This is a genomic window from Kluyvera cryocrescens NBRC 102467, from assembly GCF_001571285.1.
Lineage (GTDB): Bacteria > Pseudomonadota > Gammaproteobacteria > Enterobacterales > Enterobacteriaceae > Kluyvera > Kluyvera cryocrescens.
Map to the genome: position 1 here is coordinate 1 of NZ_BCTM01000037.1, position 21943 is coordinate 21943.

At 52.1% G+C, this 21943-nt stretch carries 21 protein-coding genes and 1 rRNA gene; 13 read left to right on the forward strand and 9 right to left on the reverse strand.

Translation table 11 applies throughout. The annotated features are described in order from the left end of the window. Positions 1-38: 38 nt before the first annotated feature. Positions 39-154: ribosomal RNA gene (rrf, locus tag KCR01S_RS20145) — 5S ribosomal RNA — on the forward strand. 149 nt (positions 155-303) lie between these two features. Here the strand turns inward: rrf and mobB are convergent. Together mobB and mobA are read right to left on the reverse strand one after the other, a co-directional pair. Next, positions 304-819, reverse strand: a complete 516-nt coding sequence (gene mobB / locus KCR01S_RS20150) for a molybdopterin-guanine dinucleotide biosynthesis protein MobB (protein ID WP_061284798.1) — start codon at positions 817-819, stop codon at positions 304-306. Then, positions 816-1400 (reverse strand): molybdenum cofactor guanylyltransferase MobA, encoded by a 585-nt coding sequence (gene mobA, locus KCR01S_RS20155; protein ID WP_072277194.1) that lies wholly within the window; start codon positions 1398-1400, stop codon positions 816-818. The genes mobB and mobA overlap by 4 nt, the downstream gene beginning before the upstream one ends. 69 nt (positions 1401-1469) lie before the next feature. On the opposite strand from mobA, the gene KCR01S_RS20160 reads away from it, so the two are divergent. The 3 genes from KCR01S_RS20160 (at position 1470) to dsbA (ending at position 3453) form a co-directional block, all read left to right on the forward strand. Further along, positions 1470-1739 (forward strand): YihD family protein, encoded by a 270-nt coding sequence (locus KCR01S_RS20160; RefSeq protein ID WP_052284157.1) that lies wholly within the window; start codon positions 1470-1472, stop codon positions 1737-1739. Positions 1740-1815: 76 nt separating this feature from the next. Then, complete coding sequence (locus KCR01S_RS20165; RefSeq protein ID WP_061284799.1) at positions 1816-2802, forward strand: serine/threonine protein kinase; 987 nt, start codon at positions 1816-1818, stop codon at positions 2800-2802. 27 nt (positions 2803-2829) lie between these two features. Beyond that, the gene (gene dsbA, locus KCR01S_RS20170; protein ID WP_061284800.1) at positions 2830-3453 is read left to right on the forward strand and encodes a thiol:disulfide interchange protein DsbA; all 624 of its coding nucleotides are present in this window, start codon (positions 2830-2832) and stop codon (positions 3451-3453) included. 14 nt (positions 3454-3467) lie between these two features. Here dsbA and KCR01S_RS20175 read toward each other — a convergent pair whose 3' ends face one another. After that, complete coding sequence (locus KCR01S_RS20175) at positions 3468-4376, reverse strand: acyltransferase (RefSeq protein WP_061284801.1); 909 nt, start codon at positions 4374-4376, stop codon at positions 3468-3470. Between the two features lie 396 nt (positions 4377-4772). On the opposite strand from KCR01S_RS20175, the gene polA reads away from it, so the two are divergent. Both polA and spfP read left to right on the forward strand, forming a co-directional pair. Beyond that, positions 4773-7565 carry a DNA polymerase I gene (gene polA, locus KCR01S_RS20180; protein ID WP_061284802.1) on the forward strand — a complete coding sequence of 931 codons (2793 nt, stop codon included), beginning with the start codon at positions 4773-4775 and terminating at the stop codon, positions 7563-7565. A 165-nt stretch (positions 7566-7730) separates the two neighbouring features. Beyond that, positions 7731-7778, forward strand: coding sequence for a small protein SpfP (gene spfP, locus KCR01S_RS25945; protein WP_071892919.1), 48 nt, complete (start codon positions 7731-7733; stop codon positions 7776-7778). A gap of 159 nt (positions 7779-7937) precedes the next feature. Here the strand turns inward: spfP and yihA are convergent, their stop codons facing one another. After that, entirely contained in the window at positions 7938-8573 is a 636-nt protein-coding gene (gene yihA / locus KCR01S_RS20185; RefSeq protein ID WP_061284803.1) for a ribosome biogenesis GTP-binding protein YihA/YsxC, read from the reverse strand. Between the two features lie 590 nt (positions 8574-9163). Here yihA and yihI point away from each other — a divergent pair. Together yihI and hemN are read left to right on the forward strand one after the other, a co-directional pair. Then, positions 9164-9679 (forward strand): Der GTPase-activating protein YihI, encoded by a 516-nt coding sequence (yihI, locus tag KCR01S_RS20190; protein ID WP_061284804.1) that lies wholly within the window; start codon positions 9164-9166, stop codon positions 9677-9679. Between the two features lie 188 nt (positions 9680-9867). Continuing rightward, positions 9868-11241 (forward strand): oxygen-independent coproporphyrinogen III oxidase, encoded by a 1374-nt coding sequence (gene hemN, locus KCR01S_RS20195; protein ID WP_061284805.1) that lies wholly within the window; start codon positions 9868-9870, stop codon positions 11239-11241. An 80-nt stretch (positions 11242-11321) separates the two neighbouring features. On the opposite strand, the gene KCR01S_RS25220 is transcribed toward hemN, so the two are convergent. The 4 genes from KCR01S_RS25220 to glnA form a co-directional block, all read right to left on the reverse strand. After that, a complete protein-coding gene (locus tag KCR01S_RS25220; protein WP_112202478.1) occupies positions 11322-11429 on the reverse strand; it encodes a YshB family small membrane protein in 108 nt (35 codons plus the stop codon). Between the two features lie 113 nt (positions 11430-11542). Further along, complete coding sequence (glnG, locus tag KCR01S_RS20200; protein ID WP_061284806.1) at positions 11543-12955, reverse strand: nitrogen regulation protein NR(I); 1413 nt, start codon at positions 12953-12955, stop codon at positions 11543-11545. Between the two features lie 9 nt (positions 12956-12964). Further along, a complete protein-coding gene (gene glnL / locus KCR01S_RS20205) occupies positions 12965-14014 on the reverse strand; it encodes a nitrogen regulation protein NR(II) (RefSeq protein WP_052284166.1) in 1050 nt (349 codons plus the stop codon). 206 nt (positions 14015-14220) lie between these two features. Then, the gene (glnA, locus tag KCR01S_RS20210) at positions 14221-15630 is read right to left on the reverse strand and encodes a glutamate--ammonia ligase (RefSeq protein WP_052284167.1); all 1410 of its coding nucleotides are present in this window, start codon (positions 15628-15630) and stop codon (positions 14221-14223) included. A 379-nt stretch (positions 15631-16009) separates the two neighbouring features. Here glnA and typA point away from each other — a divergent pair, with 379 nt between their 5' ends. The 5 genes from typA (at position 16010) to fabY (ending at position 20972) form a co-directional block, all read left to right on the forward strand. Continuing rightward, positions 16010-17833 (forward strand): ribosome-dependent GTPase TypA, encoded by a 1824-nt coding sequence (gene typA / locus KCR01S_RS20215; protein ID WP_061284807.1) that lies wholly within the window; start codon positions 16010-16012, stop codon positions 17831-17833. Between the two features lie 259 nt (positions 17834-18092). After that, a complete protein-coding gene (gene yihX, locus KCR01S_RS20220) occupies positions 18093-18692 on the forward strand; it encodes a glucose-1-phosphatase (protein WP_061284808.1) in 600 nt (199 codons plus the stop codon). Then, entirely contained in the window at positions 18686-19546 is an 861-nt protein-coding gene (locus tag KCR01S_RS20225; RefSeq protein ID WP_061284809.1) for a virulence factor BrkB family protein, read from the forward strand. The genes yihX and KCR01S_RS20225 overlap by 7 nt, the downstream gene beginning before the upstream one ends. A 2-nt stretch (positions 19547-19548) precedes the next feature. Further along, the gene (dtd, locus tag KCR01S_RS20230) at positions 19549-19986 is read left to right on the forward strand and encodes a D-aminoacyl-tRNA deacylase (protein ID WP_061284810.1); all 438 of its coding nucleotides are present in this window, start codon (positions 19549-19551) and stop codon (positions 19984-19986) included. A gap of 44 nt (positions 19987-20030) precedes the next feature. Then, on the forward strand, positions 20031-20972 hold the full coding sequence (gene fabY / locus KCR01S_RS20235; protein ID WP_061284811.1) for a fatty acid biosynthesis protein FabY: 942 nt from the start codon (positions 20031-20033) through the stop codon (positions 20970-20972). Between the two features lie 27 nt (positions 20973-20999). Here fabY and KCR01S_RS20240 read toward each other — a convergent pair whose 3' ends face one another. After that, positions 21000-21917 (reverse strand): alpha/beta hydrolase, encoded by a 918-nt coding sequence (locus tag KCR01S_RS20240; protein ID WP_061284812.1) that lies wholly within the window; start codon positions 21915-21917, stop codon positions 21000-21002. Positions 21918-21943 lie beyond the last annotated feature (26 nt).

Here is a 21943-nt window from a genome sequence, read left to right on the forward strand (position 1 = left end):
TATTGACCGGCCTGATGGCGGGTTAATAACAGAATTTGCCTGGCGGCAGTAGCGCGGTGGTCCCACCTGACCCCATGCCGAACTCAGAAGTGAAACGCCGTAGCGCCGATGGTAGTGTGGGGTCTCCCCATGCGAGAGTAGGGAACTGCCAGGCATCAAATAAGTGAAGAAGCCCATCCTGACGGATGGGCTTTTTTGCGTCTGTACGTCAGAAAAAAGAACGATTACTGACAAGTTCCGGCACTTTTCCCCGCGGGATAAGCCGGGCGATGAAGTTACCGTCTCCCTTAACTGCAGTTTTCGCTAATCATCGATCTGGCGAGACAACCACTCAACAATAAACTCCACAATTTCATGTAGATCATTCAGATTCAGCACGGGCAACTCAACATTTATCGCAGTATCACTGGCCACCGCGATCGTATGCTCATCGATAGTCAGCTCGCTGACGTGATGCCCCGCCGCCTCACGAAATAGTAAAATCTTGGCGACGGCATCGTGCTTGAACCCTTCCACCAGTACCAAATCCAACTTTGATGCGTCCATTCGACTCACCAGCCAGTGGAGATCGAGCTCCTCTTCTTCCGCTGTTTCCGTCATAAGCGCCCAGCGCTGCTTGCTCGCGACCAGCGTTTGCGCCGCTCCCGCTTTTCGCAATTCATAGCTGTCTTTCCCTGGTTTATCGACATCCATATTGTGATGAGTATGCTTGATTAACCCCGGGCGGATACCACGAGCGCAAAGTTCAGGGATCAATTTTTTCAGAAGCGTCGTTTTTCCGGTGCCACTCCAGGCTGCAATCGCTAATAGCGGAATCATTTTTCCACCTGATTTTGCTGTAAATCTTGCGGTGTATTCATATTGTGAAATGCTGATTTCATGTCGCTAAAGTCTACCGAATGACCGCCAACTTCACGCATAAACACCATGACTCGACGATCGCCGCGAGCCAAATACTCTTCTATTTTTGATGCCAGGCTGCGGTGAACTAATACCACTGCTGGGTGATCGCGTTCACCATCATGTACCCAAACAACGGGGGCCTGATGGCGTTTGTTTTCCAGGCGTTCAGCTAAAAACTCGGGAATAAAAGGCGTGTCGCAGGGACAAAACAAAAACCATTCGGCTGAAACCTGCTGTATTACCGACAGGATACCGGCGAGCGGTCCAGGGTAGCCTGGCAGGGTATCGGTGATGATCGGTAAACCGCTCGCCTGGTAAACTGGCAGATTACGATTTGCGCTAATCACAATTGAATTGACCTGCGGGCGCAGACGGTCAGCGACGTGCTGCCATAACGGTTTACCGTTAAGCAGCATCAACCCCTTATCCTTACCACCCATTCTGGAGGCTTTACCACCTGCCAGCACCACGCCGGTTATCTGGCTATTCGCTTTCACTGCTATCGCCTCTTTTATTGTGGGGGTTACCCTGCTACCGTGTCTTTATCAAGCGTAAGGAGCACGACCATGAAATGTAAACGTCTGAATGAAGTTATTGAACTCCTCCAGCCAGCCTGGCAGAAAGAGCCTGAGCTGAATCTTATGCAATTTTTGCAGAAACTGGCGAAAGAGTCAGGCTATGACGGTGAATTGGCCGATTTAACGGACGATATTCTGATCTACCATCTGAAAATGCGCGACTCAGCCAAAGATGCGGTGATCCCGGGGATTCAGAAAGATTATGAAGAAGATTTCAAAACCGCGCTGCTGCGCGCTCGTGGTGTGATTAAAGAGTAAAAGGTTGTAAGCAGAGCCGATCAACCCGCCACGAAATGATATCCTGAATCATTCGTATCGTTAGTCGGATGTCAGGATGAACGACAAGGCTTTCACATTCCAGACTCTCCACCCGGACACTATTATTGATGCCCTGTTCGAACAGGGCATTCGGGTGGATTCTGGTCTTACCCCTCTTAATAGCTATGAGAATCGGGTTTATCAGTTTCAGGACGAAGATCGCCGCCGCATGGTGGTGAAGTTCTATCGTCCGGAGCGCTGGTCTGCCGAACAGATTCTTGAAGAGCATCAGTTTGCGCTGGAGCTGGTACAGGATGATGTACCGGTCGCGGCGCCACTTGTCTTTAACGATAAGACGTTGCTGACCCATGATGGTTTCTACTTTACCGTCTTTCCAAGCGTGGGGGGCCGGCAGTTTGAGTCTGATAATCTCGATCAGATGGAGTGGGTTGGGCGCTACTTGGGCCGCCTGCATCAGACGGGGCGCAAATCTCGCTTTACTGCTCGCCCGGATATCGGCGTCAAAGAATACCTTATTGAACCGCGTGCCGTGTTTGAAGACTCGGTCCTGATCCCCGCAGCCTTAAAAGAGCGTTTCCTGAAGGCGACGGATGACCTTATTGACGCGGTCATGGGGCAGTGGCACGGGCGCTTTGATGTGCTGCGCTTACACGGTGATTGTCATGCCGGGAATATTCTCTGGCGAGATGGCCCGATGTTTGTCGATCTCGATGATGCACGCAACGGTCCTGCGGTGCAGGATCTTTGGATGCTGCTTAATGGCTCTGTTGCTGAGAGGCGTATGCAGCTTGAAATGATCGTAGAGGCTTATGAGGAATTCAGCAGCTTCAATTCAGATGAATTAGCGCTGATTGAGCCTTTACGCGCAATGCGGTTGGTTTATTATCTTGCCTGGATTATCCGGCGCTGGGATGACCCTGCATTTCCGAAAAATTTTCCTTGGTTAACCGGGGAAGATTTCTGGCATCGGCAGATTGCTACTTTCGTTGAGCAGGTGAAGGTTCTGCAAGAACCCCCTCTACAGCTAACGCCAATGTATTAATTCGACACAGTCAGGAGAGAGTGAGTTATGAAAAAGGTTTGGCTTGCGCTGGCAGGTATGATTCTGGCATTCAGCGCATCCGCTGCTCAGATTACCGAAGGCAAACAATATATTACCATCGATAAACCGGTTGCAGGTGAGCCGCAGGTGCTGGAGTTCTTCTCCTTCTACTGCCCGCATTGCTATCAGTTCGAGGAAGTTCTTCACGTTTCTGATAACGTGAAGAAAAAGCTTCCTGAAGGCGTAAAAATGACCAAGTACCACGTTGAGTTCCTGGGACCATTGGGCAAGGATCTGACTCAGGCGTGGGCGGTTGCGATGGCGCTGGGCGTTGAAGATAAGGTCACCGTACCGATGTTTGAAGCCGTGCAGAAAACACAAACGGTTCAGACTGTTGCCGATATCCGTAACGTCTTCATTAACGCCGGCGTGAAAGGTGATGACTATGACGCGGCATGGAACAGCTTCGTGGTGAAATCCATGGTTGCTCAGCAAGAAAAAGCCGCGGCCGATCTGCAACTGCAGGGTGTTCCAGCGATGTTCGTTAATGGTAAATACCAGCTGAACCCGCAGGGTATGGATACCAGCAATATGGATGTCTTTGTTGCTCAGTATGCTGATGCTGTGAAACAGCTTGTTGAGATGAAATAAAACGAAAACGCCGGTCATAGACCGGCGTTTTTGTATTCTGCTTTGGTTGCATCAATTTGCCGATCTTTCTCTTCCCATAACGCGTTCAGCCACAGCTGAAAACGCCGCTTGAAGTTCTTATCCCCAACATAATCGCCGTGCAGCTCAGGGTCGATCGGACGAAGATTGACGCGAACCACAATGCGCGTCAGCTTACCGCTCAGCATATCGTAAAACGGTGTCTTATCGTTTTCGGGATAGCACAGCGTGACGTCGAGCAGCTTATCAAACTGAGACCCCAATACATTCAATGCCATGGCAATACCAGCCGCTTTAGGTGGCAGCAGGTTTTTATAAGGCGAGCGGGTCTGCTGTTGTTTTTCCGGCGTGAAACGGGACCCTTCGACGAAATTGACGATGGTCGTCGGATGTGCACGGAATTTTTCACAAGAGCGGCGGGTTGTTTCTACATCCTTGCCGCGACGTTCTGGGTGGCGAATCAAATAGCTTCGCGAGTAACGACGCATAAAAGGCATGTCCAGCGCCCAGCACGCGAGGCCCATAAATGGTACCCAGGCTAGCTGTTGCTTTAGGAAATACTTGTTCATAGGAATGCGGTTACGAAAAATAACGCACAGCACCACAATGTCTGCCCAGCTATGGTGATTACAGATAAGGAGATACCAGTTCTTCTTATTTAAGGTATCCAACCCCTGGATATCCCACTTGAGCCAAGGGTTTAAATGCAGCAGTGCGGCGAGCCCTGCGCACCAGCAGTACATCATAAAATTACAGAATACCGAGACTGAACGCCAGATCGCCGGAACAGGGAAAATGAGCTTGATGATCCCTGCGAGGATTATCGGAATGGAGCACAATATAGTCAGTAAAATAGTAAGCGCGATACTTATGGGCAGTGTTATCGCTGCGAGCAATCTCGACATAGTTTGTTTATTCAGATAGTTAGTTATTTAACGTGTACAGATAAAAGAACACAAGGCGCTGATTTTACCAGAAAACGCGCTAAATGACGGGTCTTAGCGGAATAGAAAAAGGAGCGTCGCGTCTATCCACACTGTGTGAATTATCATCAAACTGTGATTTATTGTAACGATCGAGTATTAATTAATTGAAAAATAATGATTATTTTGTATTTAACTCTGGGTTACATATTATTTGTTATGAATAAAATAAAATTACTCACAAACTTATCCACAATTTGTTTTGCGTGCGATCGCGAAGATCTCTAAATCTTTTCACGTTATTTTGGCGAAAAATTCATGTTTTCATGCTGTCTGTGGCATCCTTTACCCATAATCTGATAAACAGGCACGGAAATTATGGTTCAGATCCCAGAAAACCCTCTTATCCTCGTTGATGGCTCTTCTTATCTCTATCGGGCATATCACGCATTCCCACCGCTGACTAACCGTGCAGGTGAGCCAACAGGCGCGATGTACGGCGTGTTGAATATGCTGCGCAGCTTGATCCTGCAATACCAGCCGACCCATGCGGTTGTGGTTTTTGATGCGAAGGGAAAAACCTTCCGTGATGAACTGTTTGAAGACTATAAATCACATCGTCCCCCGATGCCGGACGATCTGCGTGCGCAAATTGAACCACTGCATACCATGGTGAAGGCGATGGGCCTGCCATTGCTGGCGGTTTCCGGCGTTGAAGCTGATGACGTTATCGGTACGCTGGCGCGTGAAGCTGAGAAAATCGGCCGCCCGGTGCTTATCAGTACCGGTGATAAAGATATGGCGCAGCTGGTAACGCCGGGCATTACGCTTATCAATACCATGACCAATACGATCCTCGGTCCTGAGGAAGTGGTCGCAAAATATGGCGTACCGCCAGAGCTGATTATCGACTTCCTCGCGCTGATGGGCGATTCCTCGGATAATATTCCAGGCGTTCCAGGCGTTGGCGAGAAGACTGCGCAGGCTTTGCTGCAGGGCCTGGGTGGACTTGACGCGCTATATGGTGAGCCGGAAAAAATTGCGGGTTTGACCTTCCGTGGCGCGAAGACCATGGCCGCCAAACTTGAGCAGAATAAAGACCTCGCCTATCTCTCCTACAAGCTGGCAACCATCAAGACTGACGTCGAACTGGAGCTGGGCTGCGAACAGTTGACCGTGATGCCTCCGGCGGCAGATGAACTGCTGGAACTGTTCAAGAAGTATGAATTTAAACGCTGGATAACCGATGTTGAGTCTGGCACCTGGATGCAGGCCAAAGGCGGTAAACCCGCGGCTAAGCCTTCACAATCCGCGAGTGCTGTGGAACCGGAAGAAGAAGTTGAGGTAGCAACGACTCTTTCTGCGGATCATTACGTCACGATTCTGGATGAAGAAACGCTGCTGGCGTGGATCGAAAAACTCAAAAAAGCCCCATTATTTGCTTTCGATACCGAGACGGACAGTCTCGATAATATCTCCGCTAATATGGTTGGCCTGTCGTTTGCCATTGAACCCGGCGTGGCGGCTTATGTGCCGGTTGCGCATGATTATCTCGATGCGCCAGAACAGATCTCTCGCGAGCGCGCCCTGGAGTTACTCAAACCGCTGCTGGAAGATGACAGCCTGCTGAAAGTCGGCCAGAACCTGAAGTTCGATCGCGGTATTCTGGCCAACTATGGTATTGAGCTGCGTGGTATTGCCTTTGATACCATGCTCGAGTCCTACACGCTGGATAGCGTCGCCGGCCGCCATGATATGGACAGTCTCTCTGACCGCTGGTTGAAGCATAAAACGATCACCTTTGAAGAGATTGCCGGGAAGGGCAAAAATCAGCTTACCTTTAACCAGATTGCGCTGGAAGAAGCGGGCCGCTACGCCGCGGAAGATGCGGATGTCACTCTACAGCTGCATCTGAAAATGTGGCCGAAGCTCCAGAAAACGGCAGGGCCGCTGCGCATTTTCAACGAAATTGAGATACCGCTGGTGCCGGTACTGTCGCGCATTGAACGCAACGGGGTGAAAATTAACCCTACCGTATTGCATGCGCACTCGCAGGAAATCGCTAAGCGTCTGGTTGAGCTGGAGCAAAAAGCTTATGAGATTGCTGGTGAAGAATTTAACCTCTCTTCGCCAAAGCAGCTGCAGACCATTTTGTTTGAAAAACAGGGTATTAAGCCGCTGAAGAAAACCCCTGGCGGCGCTCCGTCGACCTCTGAAGAGGTGCTGGAAGAGCTGGCGCTGGATTACCCGCTGCCAAAAGTGATCCTGGAGTATCGTGGGCTGGCGAAGCTGAAGTCGACCTATACCGACAAGCTGCCGCTGATGATCAATCCGAAAACCGGGCGTGTTCACACCTCCTATCATCAGGCGGTGACGGCGACCGGTCGTCTATCTTCCACCGATCCAAACCTGCAAAATATTCCGGTGCGCAGCGAAGAAGGCCGTCGTATTCGTCAGGCATTTATCGCGCCGGAAGATTACGTCATCGTGTCAGCGGACTACTCGCAAATTGAACTGCGTATTATGGCGCATCTGTCACGCGACGAAGGGCTGCTTAAGGCCTTTGCGGAAGGTAAGGATATTCACCGTGCCACGGCGGCCGAAGTGTTTGGCCTACCGCTGGAAAGCGTGAGTAGCGATCAGCGTCGTAGTGCGAAAGCGATAAACTTTGGCCTGATTTACGGTATGAGTGCTTTTGGCTTGGCGCGCCAACTGAACATTCCGCGTAAAGAAGCGCAGAAGTATATGGATCTCTACTTCGAACGTTACCCTGGCGTACTGGAATATATGGAACGCACGCGTGCGCAGGCGAAAGAGCAAGGATACGTCGAAACCCTGGATGGTCGTCGTCTGTATCTTCCGGACATCAAATCCAGCAACGGTGCACGCCGTGCCGGCGCCGAACGCGCGGCGATTAACGCCCCAATGCAGGGGACTGCTGCCGATGTCATCAAAAGGGCCATGATTGCGGTTGATCGTTGGTTAGAAGATGAGAAGCCGCGCGTTCGCATGATCATGCAGGTCCACGATGAATTGGTCTTTGAGGTTCACAAAGACGATGTCGATGCGGTAGCGAAGAAAGTGCATGAATTGATGGAAAACAGCACTAAGCTTGATGTCCCGCTGCTGGTGGAAGTCGGCAGCGGCGAAAACTGGGATCAAGCGCATTAAGTGTTCGATGATAAACGTCGTTTTCTGTAAGTAAGCAACAAAGCTTATCTAATTTTGTGATGAACATTAGAATTTGTTATGTAACAAGTGAAAAAAAACTACAAAAAATGCTTTCTGTGAACCGTAAAAAAGAGTAGAGTTAATCTCGTAGGGTACAGAGGTAAGATGTTCTATCTTTCAGACCTTTTACTTCACGTAATCGGATTTGGCTGAATATTTTAGCCGCCCCAGTCAGTAATGACTGGGGCGTTTTTTATTGGGCGAAAGAAAAGTTTTCGCAGCAGTCATGGTGGTTACGATGGGGTCAAACGAAGGCATAAAACGGGCCCGGAACAGGGCGCCAGGCGCCGCTATCCGGGATTAAGGCGGGAATTACTCTTCTGCGGCTTCGGCTTCTTCCTGCGGTGGAATTTCGCTATACCAGCTATCCAGCTTCTGACGCAGTTTGTCTACACCCAGCTTTTTCAGTGAAGAAAATGCTTCGACCTGCACGTCTCCATTAAAGGCAACAACCGCTTCACGCACCTGATTGAGCTGCGCTTTACGTGCGCCGCTTGCCAGCTTATCAGCCTTGGTCAGCAGGACCAGAACCTGAATGTCACTCGCCACGGCCCATTCGATCATCTGCTGGTCGAGATCCTTCAGCGGATGGCGAATATCCATCAGAATGACTAAACCTTTCAGGCACAGACGTTTTTCCAGGTATTCACCCAGCGCCTTTTGCCATTTGATTTTCATCTCTTCCGGAACCTGCGCATAGCCATAGCCCGGCAAATCGACAAGGCGTTTACCTTCCACGACTTCAAACAGGTTGATGAGCTGCGTACGTCCCGGCGTTTTTGAGGTACGCGCCAGGCTTTTTTGATTGGTAAGCGTATTCAGCGCGCTGGATTTCCCCGCGTTGGAACGCCCAGCGAAGGCCACTTCGATCCCCGTATCGGAAGGTAAGTGGCGGATATCAGGCGCACTTGTCACAAAGTGCGTCTGTTGGTAATTCAGGTTAGTCAAAACGGTTATCTCCGTTAAATCAGGCAATGGGGGCGATTATACCCGATCGGTAGAAAAAGGCTGGTTTTCCTCAGGGCTCATTCACTGTAAGACGAAGCCCTGGCTCGTGTAGGACATTTGCCATTGCTGCTATGAGAAATATAAGAGAAATCTCTGATGATAAAACAACCGTATTATTAAAAATCATCATGTTATGACTGTTCAATAATCTGATTTGTTAGTTTTCCCCTCTTTCATGGCTTGTTAGTTTAACGCAACACGGTAAAGTAGCACCCATCGGCGAGGGAGCCAGAAGGATTTAGACTCAGGATGAGGGGTCAGGAACGCCAGGAGGCGAAGACCTACGGAATCTGTCAGGATGACTAGCGTCTGGAGACGTTACAAAGGGATAGGGAACAATAACAGGGACTGTTATAGAGCTAACGGATAAACAGGGCGCGTTGTAAGCCAACATGGAATGTGGAACCCGTAACGGGTTGTGAGTCAGGAAAAAAGGCGACAGATTACTCTGTCGCCTTTTTTCTTTGTTTGCTTTCTGCTAGATTCCGGCTCAATTCTATACTGAATAAAACGGCTTAAAGACGGACATCATGAAAAAACCAACCTCTGCACCGCGCAGTAAAGCTCCGGGTAAACAGCGCCGTAAAACGCGTGAAGAATTGAACCTGGAAGCACGCGATCGTAAAAACGACAAAAAGCACCGTGGTAACGCGGCGGGCAGCCGTGCGAATGGCACTGGCGGAGCATCCGGCGGCAACAAACAAAAGCAGCAACAAGATCCTCGTATTGGTAGTAAAAAACCGATAGCGCTGGGCGTCACCGACGCTCCAGTCGTTAAACAGCCCAAACCGAAGAGCGAGAAACCTATGCTTTCACCGCAGGCCGAGCTGGATATGCTGGAGAGTGATGAGCGCCTGGATGCGCTGTTGGAGCGTCTTGAAAATGACGAAACCCTGTCTGCCGAAGATCAGAAATGGGTTGATGCCAAACTGGACAGAATTGATGAGCTGATGCAGCAGCTCGGCCTCTCTTACGATGACGACGAAGAAGAAGAGGAAGAAGAGGGCAAGGAAGAAATGATGCGCCTGCTGCGAGGTGGAAACTAACGTTTGCACCCGATTGGCCTGCCAGTCCTGCTTATAACCCTTTTGGTTGTATGTTATCTGGGGTGGTTATTCGTTAAACTACGACGGTTGTCGCGGCGTCAAAGTTGGCTGCGCAACCGGCTGTGGCGCAGCAGTGCGGCCACGCCGGCAAGCCGTCGTCGTTCTCGACACCATCGCAAGGAGTGAGCATGTCTGTGCAGTTAATCGACTGGGATCTGGCCCTGATCCAGAAATATAACTATTCCGGGCCACGTTATACCTCATATCCCACCGCGCTGGAGTTCTCTGACGCCTTTGGCGAAAGCGAGTTTCTTCACGCCGTTGCGCGTTATCCAGAACGTCCGCTGTCACTGTACGTGCATATTCCGTTCTGCCATAAGCTTTGTTACTTCTGCGGCTGCAATAAGATAGTGACCCGCCAGCAGCACAAAGCCGATCAATATCTCGACGTTCTGGAGCAGGAAATCCGCCAGCGTGCGCCGCTATTTTCCGGCCGACATGTCAGCCAGCTACATTGGGGTGGCGGCACACCAACCTATCTCAATAAGGCGCAAATCAGTCGCCTGATGACGCTGCTGCGCGAAAGTTTCCAGTTTGACGCTGATGCTGAAATTTCGATTGAAGTCGATCCCCGTGAAATCGAGCTCGATGTTATTGACCATCTGCGTAGCGAAGGTTTCAACCGCCTGAGTATGGGCGTGCAGGATTTCAACAAAGAAGTGCAGCGGCTGGTCAACCGCGAACAGGATGAAGAGTTCATCTTTGCGCTGCTCAATCGCGCGCGTGAAATCGGCTTCACTTCGACCAATATCGACCTGATTTACGGCCTGCCAAAGCAGACGCCGGAAAGCTTCGCCTTTACGCTTAAACGCGTGGCCGAGCTGAACCCTGACCGTCTAAGCGTGTTTAACTACGCGCATCTGCCGACGCTGTTTGCCGCACAGCGGAAAATCAAAGATGCCGATCTGCCGTCGGCGCAGCAGAAGCTGGATATTTTGCAGGAGACCATCGGCTCGTTAACCGAAGCCGGTTACCAGTTTATCGGTATGGACCACTTTGCGCGCCCGGATAATGAACTGGCGGTGGCGCAGCGTGATGGCGTACTGCATCGCAACTTCCAGGGCTACACCACGCAGGGCGATACCGACCTTCTGGGTATGGGGGTTTCCGCCATCAGCATGATTGGCGATTGCTACGCGCAGAACCAAAAAGAGCTGAAGCTTTACTATCAGCAGGTTGCCGAGCAGGGTAATGCGCTGTGGCGCGGCATTGCGTTGACTCACGATGACTGTATTCGTCGTGATGTGATTAAGGCGCTGATATGTAATTTCAGCCTCGATTTTGCGGCGGTCGAAAAACAGTGGGATCTGAACTTCAGTGAATACTTCGCCGAAGACCTGGCGCTACTGGCACCGCTGGCGAATGATGGGCTGGTGGACCTTAATGAGAAAGGGATTCAGGTTACCGCAAAAGGACGTCTGTTGATTCGTAATATCTGTATGTGCTTTGACGCTTATCTGCGTCAAAAGGCGCGAATGCAGCAATTCTCTCGGGTCATCTAAGGAACAGCCCGGAGGCTTTGCGCCTACCGGGCCTGCACGACATTTGGCGGGATAGGCGTTAGCGCCATCCCGTACACAGATCAGCTAAATAGCCCAACCAGCGCTGCGCAAAGTACCGCGGCCATTGCCGTTTGCGGCGAATGGCCGGCAGCGCCGCTCGACGCCAGATTAATCAATGATTCAAGCATTTTCGTCCCCCCGTGGATTGCCGGGCAGCATGATACTTAACTCATCGGAACAGTAAAGTACAAAATTGCAGCAGTTTGCGCGAATCGAGCAATATTTACACTTCACTCTGGCCTTACTCCATTCCTAATTCTTTCAGCTTACGCGTCAGGGTATTACGACCCCAGCCGAGCAGGCGCGCGGCTTCCTGTTTATGACCCTGCGTATGGCGCAGTGCGGTCGTCAGCAGCGTACGCTCCATTTCTGGCTGCGCTTCAGAAAGCAGGTTTTGATGACCGGAACGCAGCGCACGATCGGCCCATTGCGCCAGCAGCGTTGCCCAACTATCCGGGAGCGAGGATGACGCGGTGCTGTCCGGCATGCTGGCTTCAAACAGCTCGCTGGGTAAATCCTGAATCAGCACTTCTTGCCCCGCGGCCATGACCGTTAACCAGCGGCAGGTGTTCTCTAGCTGGCGAACGTTGCCCGGCCAGGCGAGACGCGTTAACGCCGCTTCCGTCTCCGGATGCAGCAATTTAGCCTCAACCCCTAGCTCTCGTGCGGCTACCTGTAGGAAATGGTTTGCCAGGCGTGGAATATCTTCCCGGCGCTCGCGCAGCGGCGGCAGATGTACGCGGATGACGTTCAGGCGGTGGAACAAGTCTTCGCGAAATTTGCCTTCCTGAACGCGCTGCTCAAGGTTTTGGTGGGTAGCGGCAATAATACGCACATCCACTTTCACCGGCGCATAGCCGCCGACGCGATAGAACTGACCATCAGCCAGCACGCGCAGCAGACGGGTTTGCACGTCCATCGGCATATCGCCGATCTCATCGAGGAAGAGAGTTCCGCCATCAGCCTGTTCAAAACGCCCCTGACGGACGGTGTTAGCGCCGGTAAAAGCCCCTTTCTCGTGGCCAAACAGCTCGGATTCAATCAGGTCTTTTGGGATTGCCGCCATATTCAGCGCGATAAACGGAGCTTTGACGCGCGGGCTGTGGCGGTGCAGCGCGTGGGCGACGAGTTCTTTACCGGTACCAGATTCGCCGTTAATCAATACGCTGATTGAGGAGCGAGAAAGGCGACCAATAATGCGGAACACGTCCTGCATCGCCGGCGCTTCACCGATAATATCGGTTGTCGGGTCGTTAACCTGAACATTGCGCGGCTGCTGCTGTTCCTGGTAGTGACTAATGGCACGCTCAACCAGCGCGACCGCTTCGTCAATATCAAACGGTTTTGGCAGGTAATCAAACGCCCCTTGCTGGTAGGCGCTAACGGCGGCATCCAGGTCGGAGTGCGCCGTCATTATGATGACCGGAAGCATCGGGTGGCGCTGTTTGATTTGGGTTAACAGCGCCAGCCCATCCATTCCGGGCATCCGGATATCGGACATCAGCACGTCAGGCGTTTTGGTGGCCAGGGCGTCAAGCACCTCTTTCCCGCCTTCAAACGTGGTACAGGTCAGCCCCGCGCCGGTGAGTGCGCGTTCAAGCACCCAACGGATGGAGCTATCGTCATCTACGACCCAGACTATCCCTCGTTGCATAAACACACCTTATTTTTTAATTGGCAGGTAAACCGAGAACTCGGTATGGCCCGGCCAACTGGTAAATTCAATTTTGCCGGAGTGCTGATCGATAAGGCTGCGCGCAATCGACAGACCCAGCCCGGTGCCGCCTTCACGACCGCTCACCATCGGGTAGAACAGGGTGTCCTGTAAATGCGATGGAATGCCGGGGCCGTTATCTTCAACATCGATGCGGGCAGCCAGGCGATAGCGAACGCCGTGAAGCGTGAGCTGAAATGCAGTACGGGTGCGCAGGACGATTTCGCCGCCTTCCGGCCCTAAAGCCTGAAGGGCGTTACGCACAATATTCAGCAGAACTTGTTCTATTTGATCGGGATCGTGCGGCAGCTCCGGCAGGCTTGGGTCGTAATCACGCACCAGCTTGATGTTATCCGGTAGCTCCATCGACACCAGCTTCACCACGCGTTCGGCGACTTTATGAATACTCTCCGTAACGTGTGTCCCGGGATGCTGAGGCCCAAGCAGACGGTCAACCAAATTACGCAGGCGGTCGGCCTGTTCGATAATGACGTTGGTGTATTCCGTTAGCGCTGGGTCGGGTAGTGCTTTACTTAACAGCTGTGCCGCGCCGCGTAGGCCGCCCAGCGGGTTTTTTATCTCATGCGCGAGGCCACGTACCAGATCGCGTGCCGCGATTTGCTGAGCGTGCTGGAGCTGCTCCTGGCTTAGGCGGCGTTGGTTATCCATCGGCGCCATTTCCAGCAGAATATAACCATCTGGCAGACGCTGGGCCGTGAGCGAGAGAATATGCGAACGGCTATCGATCACCAGCGTCACCTCGTTATCGGTAAACCCCTGACCGGTTTGCAGGCTCTCCTGCATCAAACCGATATTCAGCGAAAAATAGCTCAGGAGTTCGGGTAACGGTGTGCCAAAGAGCTTACGCGCGCTTTGGGCCAGCAGCTGCTGTGCTGCGGGATTCGCGTAGTGAACGGCCAGGTCGTCATCGACCAATAGGATGCTGTTAATTAACGAATTGAGGATCTGCCCAGCATCGGGCAGTGCGCCTGTTGCCATTTAGCAGTCTCCTGAAAAGGCTTGCACTGTTTTAGTGCAGTATAGCTTTTTATTGCTAAAAAGCGCGAAAGATCAGTTTGTTGGTGGAGAAAAAAGCCCATCCTGAGATGGGCTGAAAGTTTCCACGGCAACTCAATTCCAGGTGTTGCGCCAGAGCCTGTTGGCCATGGCGCGACGTCAACTGGACAGTACAACTCAAATTTCGATTAAACGCTGTAGTACAGTTCGAATTCAACCGGGTGCGGCGTCATGCGAACGCGGTCGTTTTCTTCAGTGCGCAGCGTGATGTAAGCGTCGATAGCTTCATCGGTGAATACGCCACCTGCAGTCAGGAACTCGCGGTCTGCGTCCAGCGCATTCAGTGCTTCTTCCAGAGAGCCAGCAACCTGTGGGATCTCTTTCGCTTCTTCTGGCGGCAGGTCGTACAGGTTTTTGTCCATCGCTTCGCCTGGATGGATTTTGTTCTTGATACCGTCAAGACCAGCCATCAGCAGTGCTGCGAAGCACAGGTATGGGTTAGCCGCTGGATCCGGGAAGCGCACTTCAATACGGCGTGCTTTCGGAGAAGCAACCACTGGGATACGGATAGAAGCAGAACGGTTACGGGCAGAGTAAGCCAGCATAACAGGTGCTTCGTAGCCTGGGACCAGACGCTTGTAGGAGTTGGTGGTTGGGTTCGCCAGGGCGTTGATCGCTTTAGCGTGTTTGATAACACCACCGATGTAGAACAGCGCTTGCTCAGACAGGCCTGCGTATTTGTCGCCGGAGAACAGGTTTACGCCGTTCTTGGACAGAGACATGTGGCAGTGCATACCGGAACCGTTATCGCCAAACATTGGTTTTGGCATGAAGGTCGCGGTTTTACCGAAGCGGTGAGCCACGTTGTGCACAACGTATTTGTAGATCTGAATTTCGTCCGCTTTTTTGGTCATGGTGTTAAAGCGGGTTGCGATTTCGTTCTGGCCAGCCGTTGCCACTTCGTGGTGGTGTGCTTCAACAACCAGACCCATCTCTTCCATGATCAGACACATGGTAGAACGGATGTCCTGGGAAGAATCGACCGGAGGTACCGGGAAGTAGCCGCCTTTCACGCCAGGACGGTGACCTTTGTTACCACCTTCGTATTTGGTGGAGGAGTTCCATGCGCCTTCGATATCATCGATAGCCACGTGGGAACCGGAGATGGATGCGCCGAAACGAATGTCATCAAACAGGAAGAATTCTGGCTCTGGCCCGAACAGAACGGTGTCCGCGATGCCGGTAGCGCGCAGGTATTCTTCAGCACGTTTTGCGATGGAGCGCGGGTCGCGGTCGTAGCCCTGCAGCGTACCTGGTTCCAGGATGTCGCAACGAATGATCAGGGTAGACTCTTCAAAGAACGGGTCAATAAGCGCAGTAGAAGCATCTGGCATCAGAACCATGTCTGATTCGTTAATGCCTTTCCAGCCGCCGATTGAGGAGCCGTCAAACATTTTGCCTTCTTCAAAGAATTCGGCATTCACCTGATGAGCAGGAATAGTGACGTGCTGTTCTTTACCTTTGGTATCGGTGAAGCGCAAATCGACAAACTTCACTTCGTGCTCGTTCAGCATCGTCAAAACGTGTTCAGCGGACATACTTAACATCTCCCGGATTTATCATTGTCGTCGTGGTAACGAGGTCTTCAATCACTGCTTAAAGTGGCGTTGTTGCCCTAAAAAATATAAAGCGAAATCTGTGCCAACTTTTAAATTACCCCCAAAAGGCGTTATCATGCGCACCATAGTGCAAAAGGGCTGCACCACGATAGCTTGTTTGCACCATTATAGTGCTTATCTGTGATTGTTGAGCACCATATTGGTGCAAATTGCGATTAGGTGCCCTTTTTATGCTCCGTGAAAGCGATCACAAAGAAACTCTGCAATACTTGTTTGCGGAGGATCTCTGTGATCCTGTTTTGTAGTGCGATTAATCCGTGTACAATAACGCGCTATTTCTAATGCCCGAGGCAAAGTTGTGATCGAAAATTTGCGTAACATCGCCATCATCGCGCACGTTGACCATGGTAAGACTACCCTGGTTGATAAGCTGCTCCAGCAATCCGGTACGTTTGATGCGCGTGCTGAAACACAAGAGCGTGTGATGGACTCCAACGATTTGGAGAAAGAGCGTGGGATTACCATCCTCGCGAAAAACACCGCAATCAAATGGAATGATTACCGTATCAACATCGTTGATACCCCAGGGCACGCCGACTTCGGTGGTGAAGTTGAGCGCGTCATGTCCATGGTTGACTCCGTACTGCTGGTTGTTGATGCAATGGATGGCCCGATGCCGCAGACGCGCTTCGTGACCAAAAAAGCATTTGCCCACGGTCTGAAGCCTATTGTTGTTATCAACAAAGTTGACCGTCCAGGCGCACGTCCTGATTGGGTTGTTGACCAGGTGTTCGACCTGTTCGTTAACCTCGACGCGACCGACGAACAGCTGGACTTCCCTATCATTTATGCTTCCGCGCTGAATGGTATTGCGGGTGTCGATCACGAAGATATGGCGGAAGACATGACCCCGCTGTATCAGGCGATCGTTGACCACGTACCGGCTCCAGACGTAGACCTGGATGGCCCGCTGCAGATGCAAATCTCCCAGCTGGACTACAACAACTACGTTGGTGTTATCGGTATCGGCCGTATCAAACGCGGTAAAGTGAAACCAAACCAGCAGATCACTATCATTGATAGCGAAGGCAAAACCCGTAACGGTAAAGTCGGGAAAGTTCTGACCCACCTGGGTCTGGAACGTATCGATAGCGACCTGGCGGAAGCTGGCGATATCATCGCGATCACCGGTCTGGGCGAACTGAACATCTCCGACACCATCTGCGACCCGCAGAATGTTGAAGCGCTGCCAGCGCTGTCCGTAGATGAGCCAACCGTAACCATGTTCTTCAACGTAAACACCTCTCCATTCTGTGGTAAAGAAGGTAAATACGTTACTTCTCGTCAGATTCTTGACCGTCTGAAGAAAGAACTGGTACACAACGTGGCACTGCGCGTTGAAGAAACCGAAGACGCCGATGCGTTCCGCGTTTCTGGCCGTGGTGAACTGCACCTGTCCGTTCTGATTGAAAACATGCGTCGTGAAGGTTTCGAAATGGCGGTTTCCCGTCCGAAAGTAATCTTCCGCGAAATCGATGGCCGTAAACAAGAGCCATTCGAAAACGTAACGCTGGACGTCGAAGAGCAGCACCAGGGTTCTGTCATGCAGGCACTGGGTGAGCGTAAAGGCGACCTGAAAAACATGAATCCAGACGGAAAAGGCCGCGTACGTCTCGACTACGTGATTCCTAGCCGTGGTCTGATCGGCTTCCGTTCAGAATTCATGACCATGACCTCCGGTACCGGTCTGCTGTACTCCACCTTCAGCCACTACGACGACGTTCGTCCGGGTGAAGTGGGCCAGCGTCAGAACGGCGTTCTGATCTCCAACGGCCAGGGTAAAGCAGTTGCGTTCGCACTGTTCAGCCTGCAGGACCGCGGTAAGCTGTTCCTGGGTCACGGTGCAGAAGTTTATGAAGGCCAGATCATCGGTATTCACAGCCGTTCTAACGACCTGACGGTAAACTGCCTGACCGGTAAGAAACTGACCAACATGCGTGCTTCCGGTACTGACGAAGCAACCACGCTGGTCCCAGCTCAGAAAATGACTCTGGAGCAAGCTCTGGAATTCATCGATGACGACGAACTGGTAGAAGTTACACCAACTTCTATCCGTATCCGTAAACGTCACCTGACTGAAAACGATCGCAAACGTGCGAACCGTGGTCCTAAAGAAGATTAATTTCTCTCTTTAGCGGATACAAAAACCTGCCAGCGATGGCAGGTTTTTTTTTTGCCAGTGGTAGCTGTTTGTGAATTCAGATGGTGGGCCTGATACTGACAAAAAGAGCGGGTTGTGGCTAATATCGGATTGTCGCTAACCAGCCCGGCACAAAATGTGCGACCCTCATACGCCCCCAGAAACTTATCCCTGCTGCCCCATAGTCAAACTCCACCTTTCCCGCTACAGTGAAATTTCCACGGCGTGAACGGAGGCAAAAATGCTCTATATCTTTGATTTAGGTAATGTGATTGTCGACATTGATTTCAACCGTGTTCTGGGAACGTGGAGCGATCTTGCTCGCGTACCGCTGGCCCGGTTAAAGCAGAGTTTTACCATGGGCGACGTGTTTCATCAGCATGAGCGTGGTGAGATATCTGACGAAGAATTTGCAAAAGCCATGTGCCATGACATGGACCTCCCGCTCAGCTACGAACAGTTTGCCCACGGCTGGCAGGCGATATTTGTCGCCCTGCGTCCCGAAGTTATCGACATCATGAACAATCTGCGCGAGCAGGGGCATCGTGTTGTTGTTCTCTCCAATACTAACGCGCTGCACACCACCTTCTGGCCGGGTGAATATCCGCAAATCTACGCTGCCGCCGATCGTGTTTACCTCTCTCAGGAGATGGGAATGCGTAAACCGGAAGCCAGGATTTACCAGCGTGTGCTTGAGTCTGAAGGTTTTTCTGCCGCCGATGCGGTCTTTTTTGACGATAACGCCGATAATATAGAAGGGGCTAACCAGTTGGGGATCACCAGTGTCCTGGTGACCGGGAGAGAAACCCTACCCGACTATTTTATGAAGTCGTTATGTTAAAAACCGTTCATCAAAAATGTATTCATCATACCCGGCCGCTGGTGGCGTGGAGTAAATTCCTCTGGCGGCGCATTGAAGAAGATAATATGACGACACTTGCCGGAAATCTGGCCTATGTGTCGTTGCTGTCCCTTGTGCCGCTGGTGGCGGTGATTTTCGCGCTATTCGCGGCATTCCCGATGTTTTCGGAAGTTAGCCTGCAGATCCGTCACTTCGTGTTTGCCAATTTTCTACCGGCGACCGGTGACGTCATTCAGCGCTATATCGAGCAGTTTGTTGCCAACTCCAACAGAATGACCGCGTTTGGTGCCTGCGGTTTGATTATTACCGCACTGCTGCTGATGTACTCCATCGACAGTGCGTTAAACACCATCTGGCGGAGTAAACGTGCGCGGCCGAAGATTTACTCGTTCGCGGTTTATTGGATGATCCTGACCCTCGGACCACTGTTGGCCGGGGTTAGCCTGGCCATCAGTTCCTATTTGCTTTCATTACGCTGGGCCAGTGAGCTGCATGGCGTTATCGATAATGTATTGCGCGTCTTTCCGCTCCTGCTGTCGTGGCTGTCGTTCTGGCTGCTGTACAGCATTGTGCCGACCACGCAGGTGCCAAATCGCGATGCGGTGATTGGCGCATTGGTTGCCGCACTGCTGCACGAATTAGGCAAAAAGGTGTTCTCCCTCTATATCACCGCTTTTCCTTCCTACCAGCTGATTTATGGTGTGCTGGCAGTGATCCCCATTTTGTTTGTCTGGGTCTACTGGACGTGGTGTATCGTCTTGCTTGGCGCAGAAATAACTGTCACTCTCGGTGAATACCGAAAATTGAAAACAGAACAACAAGAAGCAGAGTAACCATGATTGCATTAATTCAGCGCGTAACCCGTGCCAGCGTCAGCGTGGCGGATGAGGTTACAGGGGAAATCGGCCTTGGGCTGCTGGTGCTGCTGGGCGTAGAGAGAGACGACGACGAACAAAAGGCCAACCGCCTCTGCGAGCGCGTATTGGGATACCGAATCTTCAGCGATGCTGACGGCAAAATGAACCTCAACGTGAAGCAGGCGGGAGGCAGCGTGCTGGTAGTGTCGCAGTTTACGCTGGCAGCCGATACCGAACGCGGTATGCGCCCGGGTTTCTCGAAGGGTGCCGCGCCCGACCGCGCTGAAGCGCTATATGAATATTTTGTTGAGCGTTGCCGCCAACAGGAAATGAACACCCAAACAGGACGATTTGCTGCGGATATGCAGGTGTCGCTGGTCAACGATGGCCCGGTCACGTTCTGGTTGCAGGTATGAGCCCACTTCCCGGTAGAACGCGGGGGACAAAAGAGAGTGCCATTATGTACCATCTCCGAGTACCGCAAACGGCAGAAGAGTTAGATCAGTATTACCAGTTCCGCTGGGAAATGCTGCGTAAACCCTTACATCAACCCAAAGGTTCCGAGCGCGATGCCTGGGACGCGATGGCGCATCACCAGATGGTGGTGGACGAAGAAGGAAGGCTGGTGGCCGTCGGGCGGCTATACATTAACGCCGACAGCGAAGCCTCTATCCGCTTTATGGCGGTGCACCCTGATGTACAGGATAAAGGCCTGGGGACGCTGATTGCGATGACCCTGGAGTCTGTTGCCCGTCAGGAAGGGGTTAAGCGTGTGACCTGTAGCGCCCGTGAAGACGCGGTACCGTTTTTTGCCAAGCTCGGCTTTGTGAATCAGGGTGAAATTACCACCCCGCAAACAACGCCGGTCCGCCACTTTCTGATGATTAAACCGGTCGCCTCGTTGGATGATATCCTGCATCGCGGTGACTGGTGCGCACAGCTACAGCAGGCCTGGTACGATCATATTCCGCTGAGCGAAAAGATGGGCGTGCGTATCCAGCAGTATACCGGGCAAAAATTTATTACCACCATGCCGGAAACCGGCAACCAGAATCCGCACCATACGCTGTTCGCCGGCAGCCTGTTTTCCCTGGCCACGCTGACCGGCTGGGGGCTGATTTGGCTAATGCTACGCGAGCGCCATCTTGGCGGTACCATTATTCTTGCCGATGCACATATTCGCTATAGCCGGCCAATCACCGGCAGGCCCACGGCCATTGCCGATCTGGGGTCGTTAAGCGGCGATCTGGATCGTCTGGCAAGAGGCCGTAAAGCGCGCGTTCAGATGCAAGTTGAGCTGTTTGGCGACGACTCACCGGGCGTGATATTCGAAGGCACTTATATTGTGTTGCCTGCCAAACCTTTTGGCGCCTACGAAGAGGGTGGAAACGAGGAGGAGTAAAGCAAGACTCTACTCTTCCTGGCGTTATCAGACACCGAGCCTGGCGCTTCGCCAGGCTACGTCTCGCATCGCATCCCGAGCTGCCTGGCTTATACCCCCTAGCTGGAAAAACCCGTGGATCACGCCCAGGTATCGCTGACAGGTGCAGGATACGCCTTGTTCCGTCAACCGTTGATACAGTGCTTCGCCTTCATCACGCAGCGGGTCGTATTCCGCGGTGATGATATGCACCAGCGGCAAGCCGCTGAAATCATCTCGCCAGAGCGGGCTGGCTTCTGGATGCTGTGTGTCGGTGTCGGAAAGATACAGTTCATAACCAGAAAGCAGCGTATCTCGCGTAATGATGTAGTCTTCGCCGTTACTGACGTAGCTCGCGCAACGGGCGGTGGCATCGAGCATAGGGTAAATCAGCAGCAATTGTGCCGGAGACCATTGCCCTACGGCTTTCAGTCGTAAAGCAGTAATGAGCGCCAGATGCCCGCCCGCGCTATCCCCAGCAAGGGTGATTTTGTCAGCCATAACGCCAAGCCGTTGGGCATATTGATGGATGAGATTGGCTCCTCGCTCCGCATCGTCATGAGCGGCAGGGAAAACATGTTCGGGGGCGAGACGATACTGTACGGCGATAACCCGGCAGCCGCTGTAAAAAGCCAACTGCCGTAGCTGATTATCGTGGGTGGCAAAGCCGCCGCTAATAAAGCAGCCGCCATGATAGTAGATAATGCAAGGAAGAGAGTGCGTGGCATTGAGCGGTGATATCACGCGAAACGTCATGCCTTCCAGTACGATATCCTCTGATGTCACCCGTAATTCTTTCTCGCCGGCCAGAATCGTGCTGGCGATATAGCCAGCTCGCCGGTCATCAATATTCTGCCGTCGCGAAGAGGGGCGGCCCGCCGCCATAAATTCAGCAACCTGCGCCGCAATACCCTTTTCCAGTGCCATAACACTCTCCTTGTTAACTGTTTATT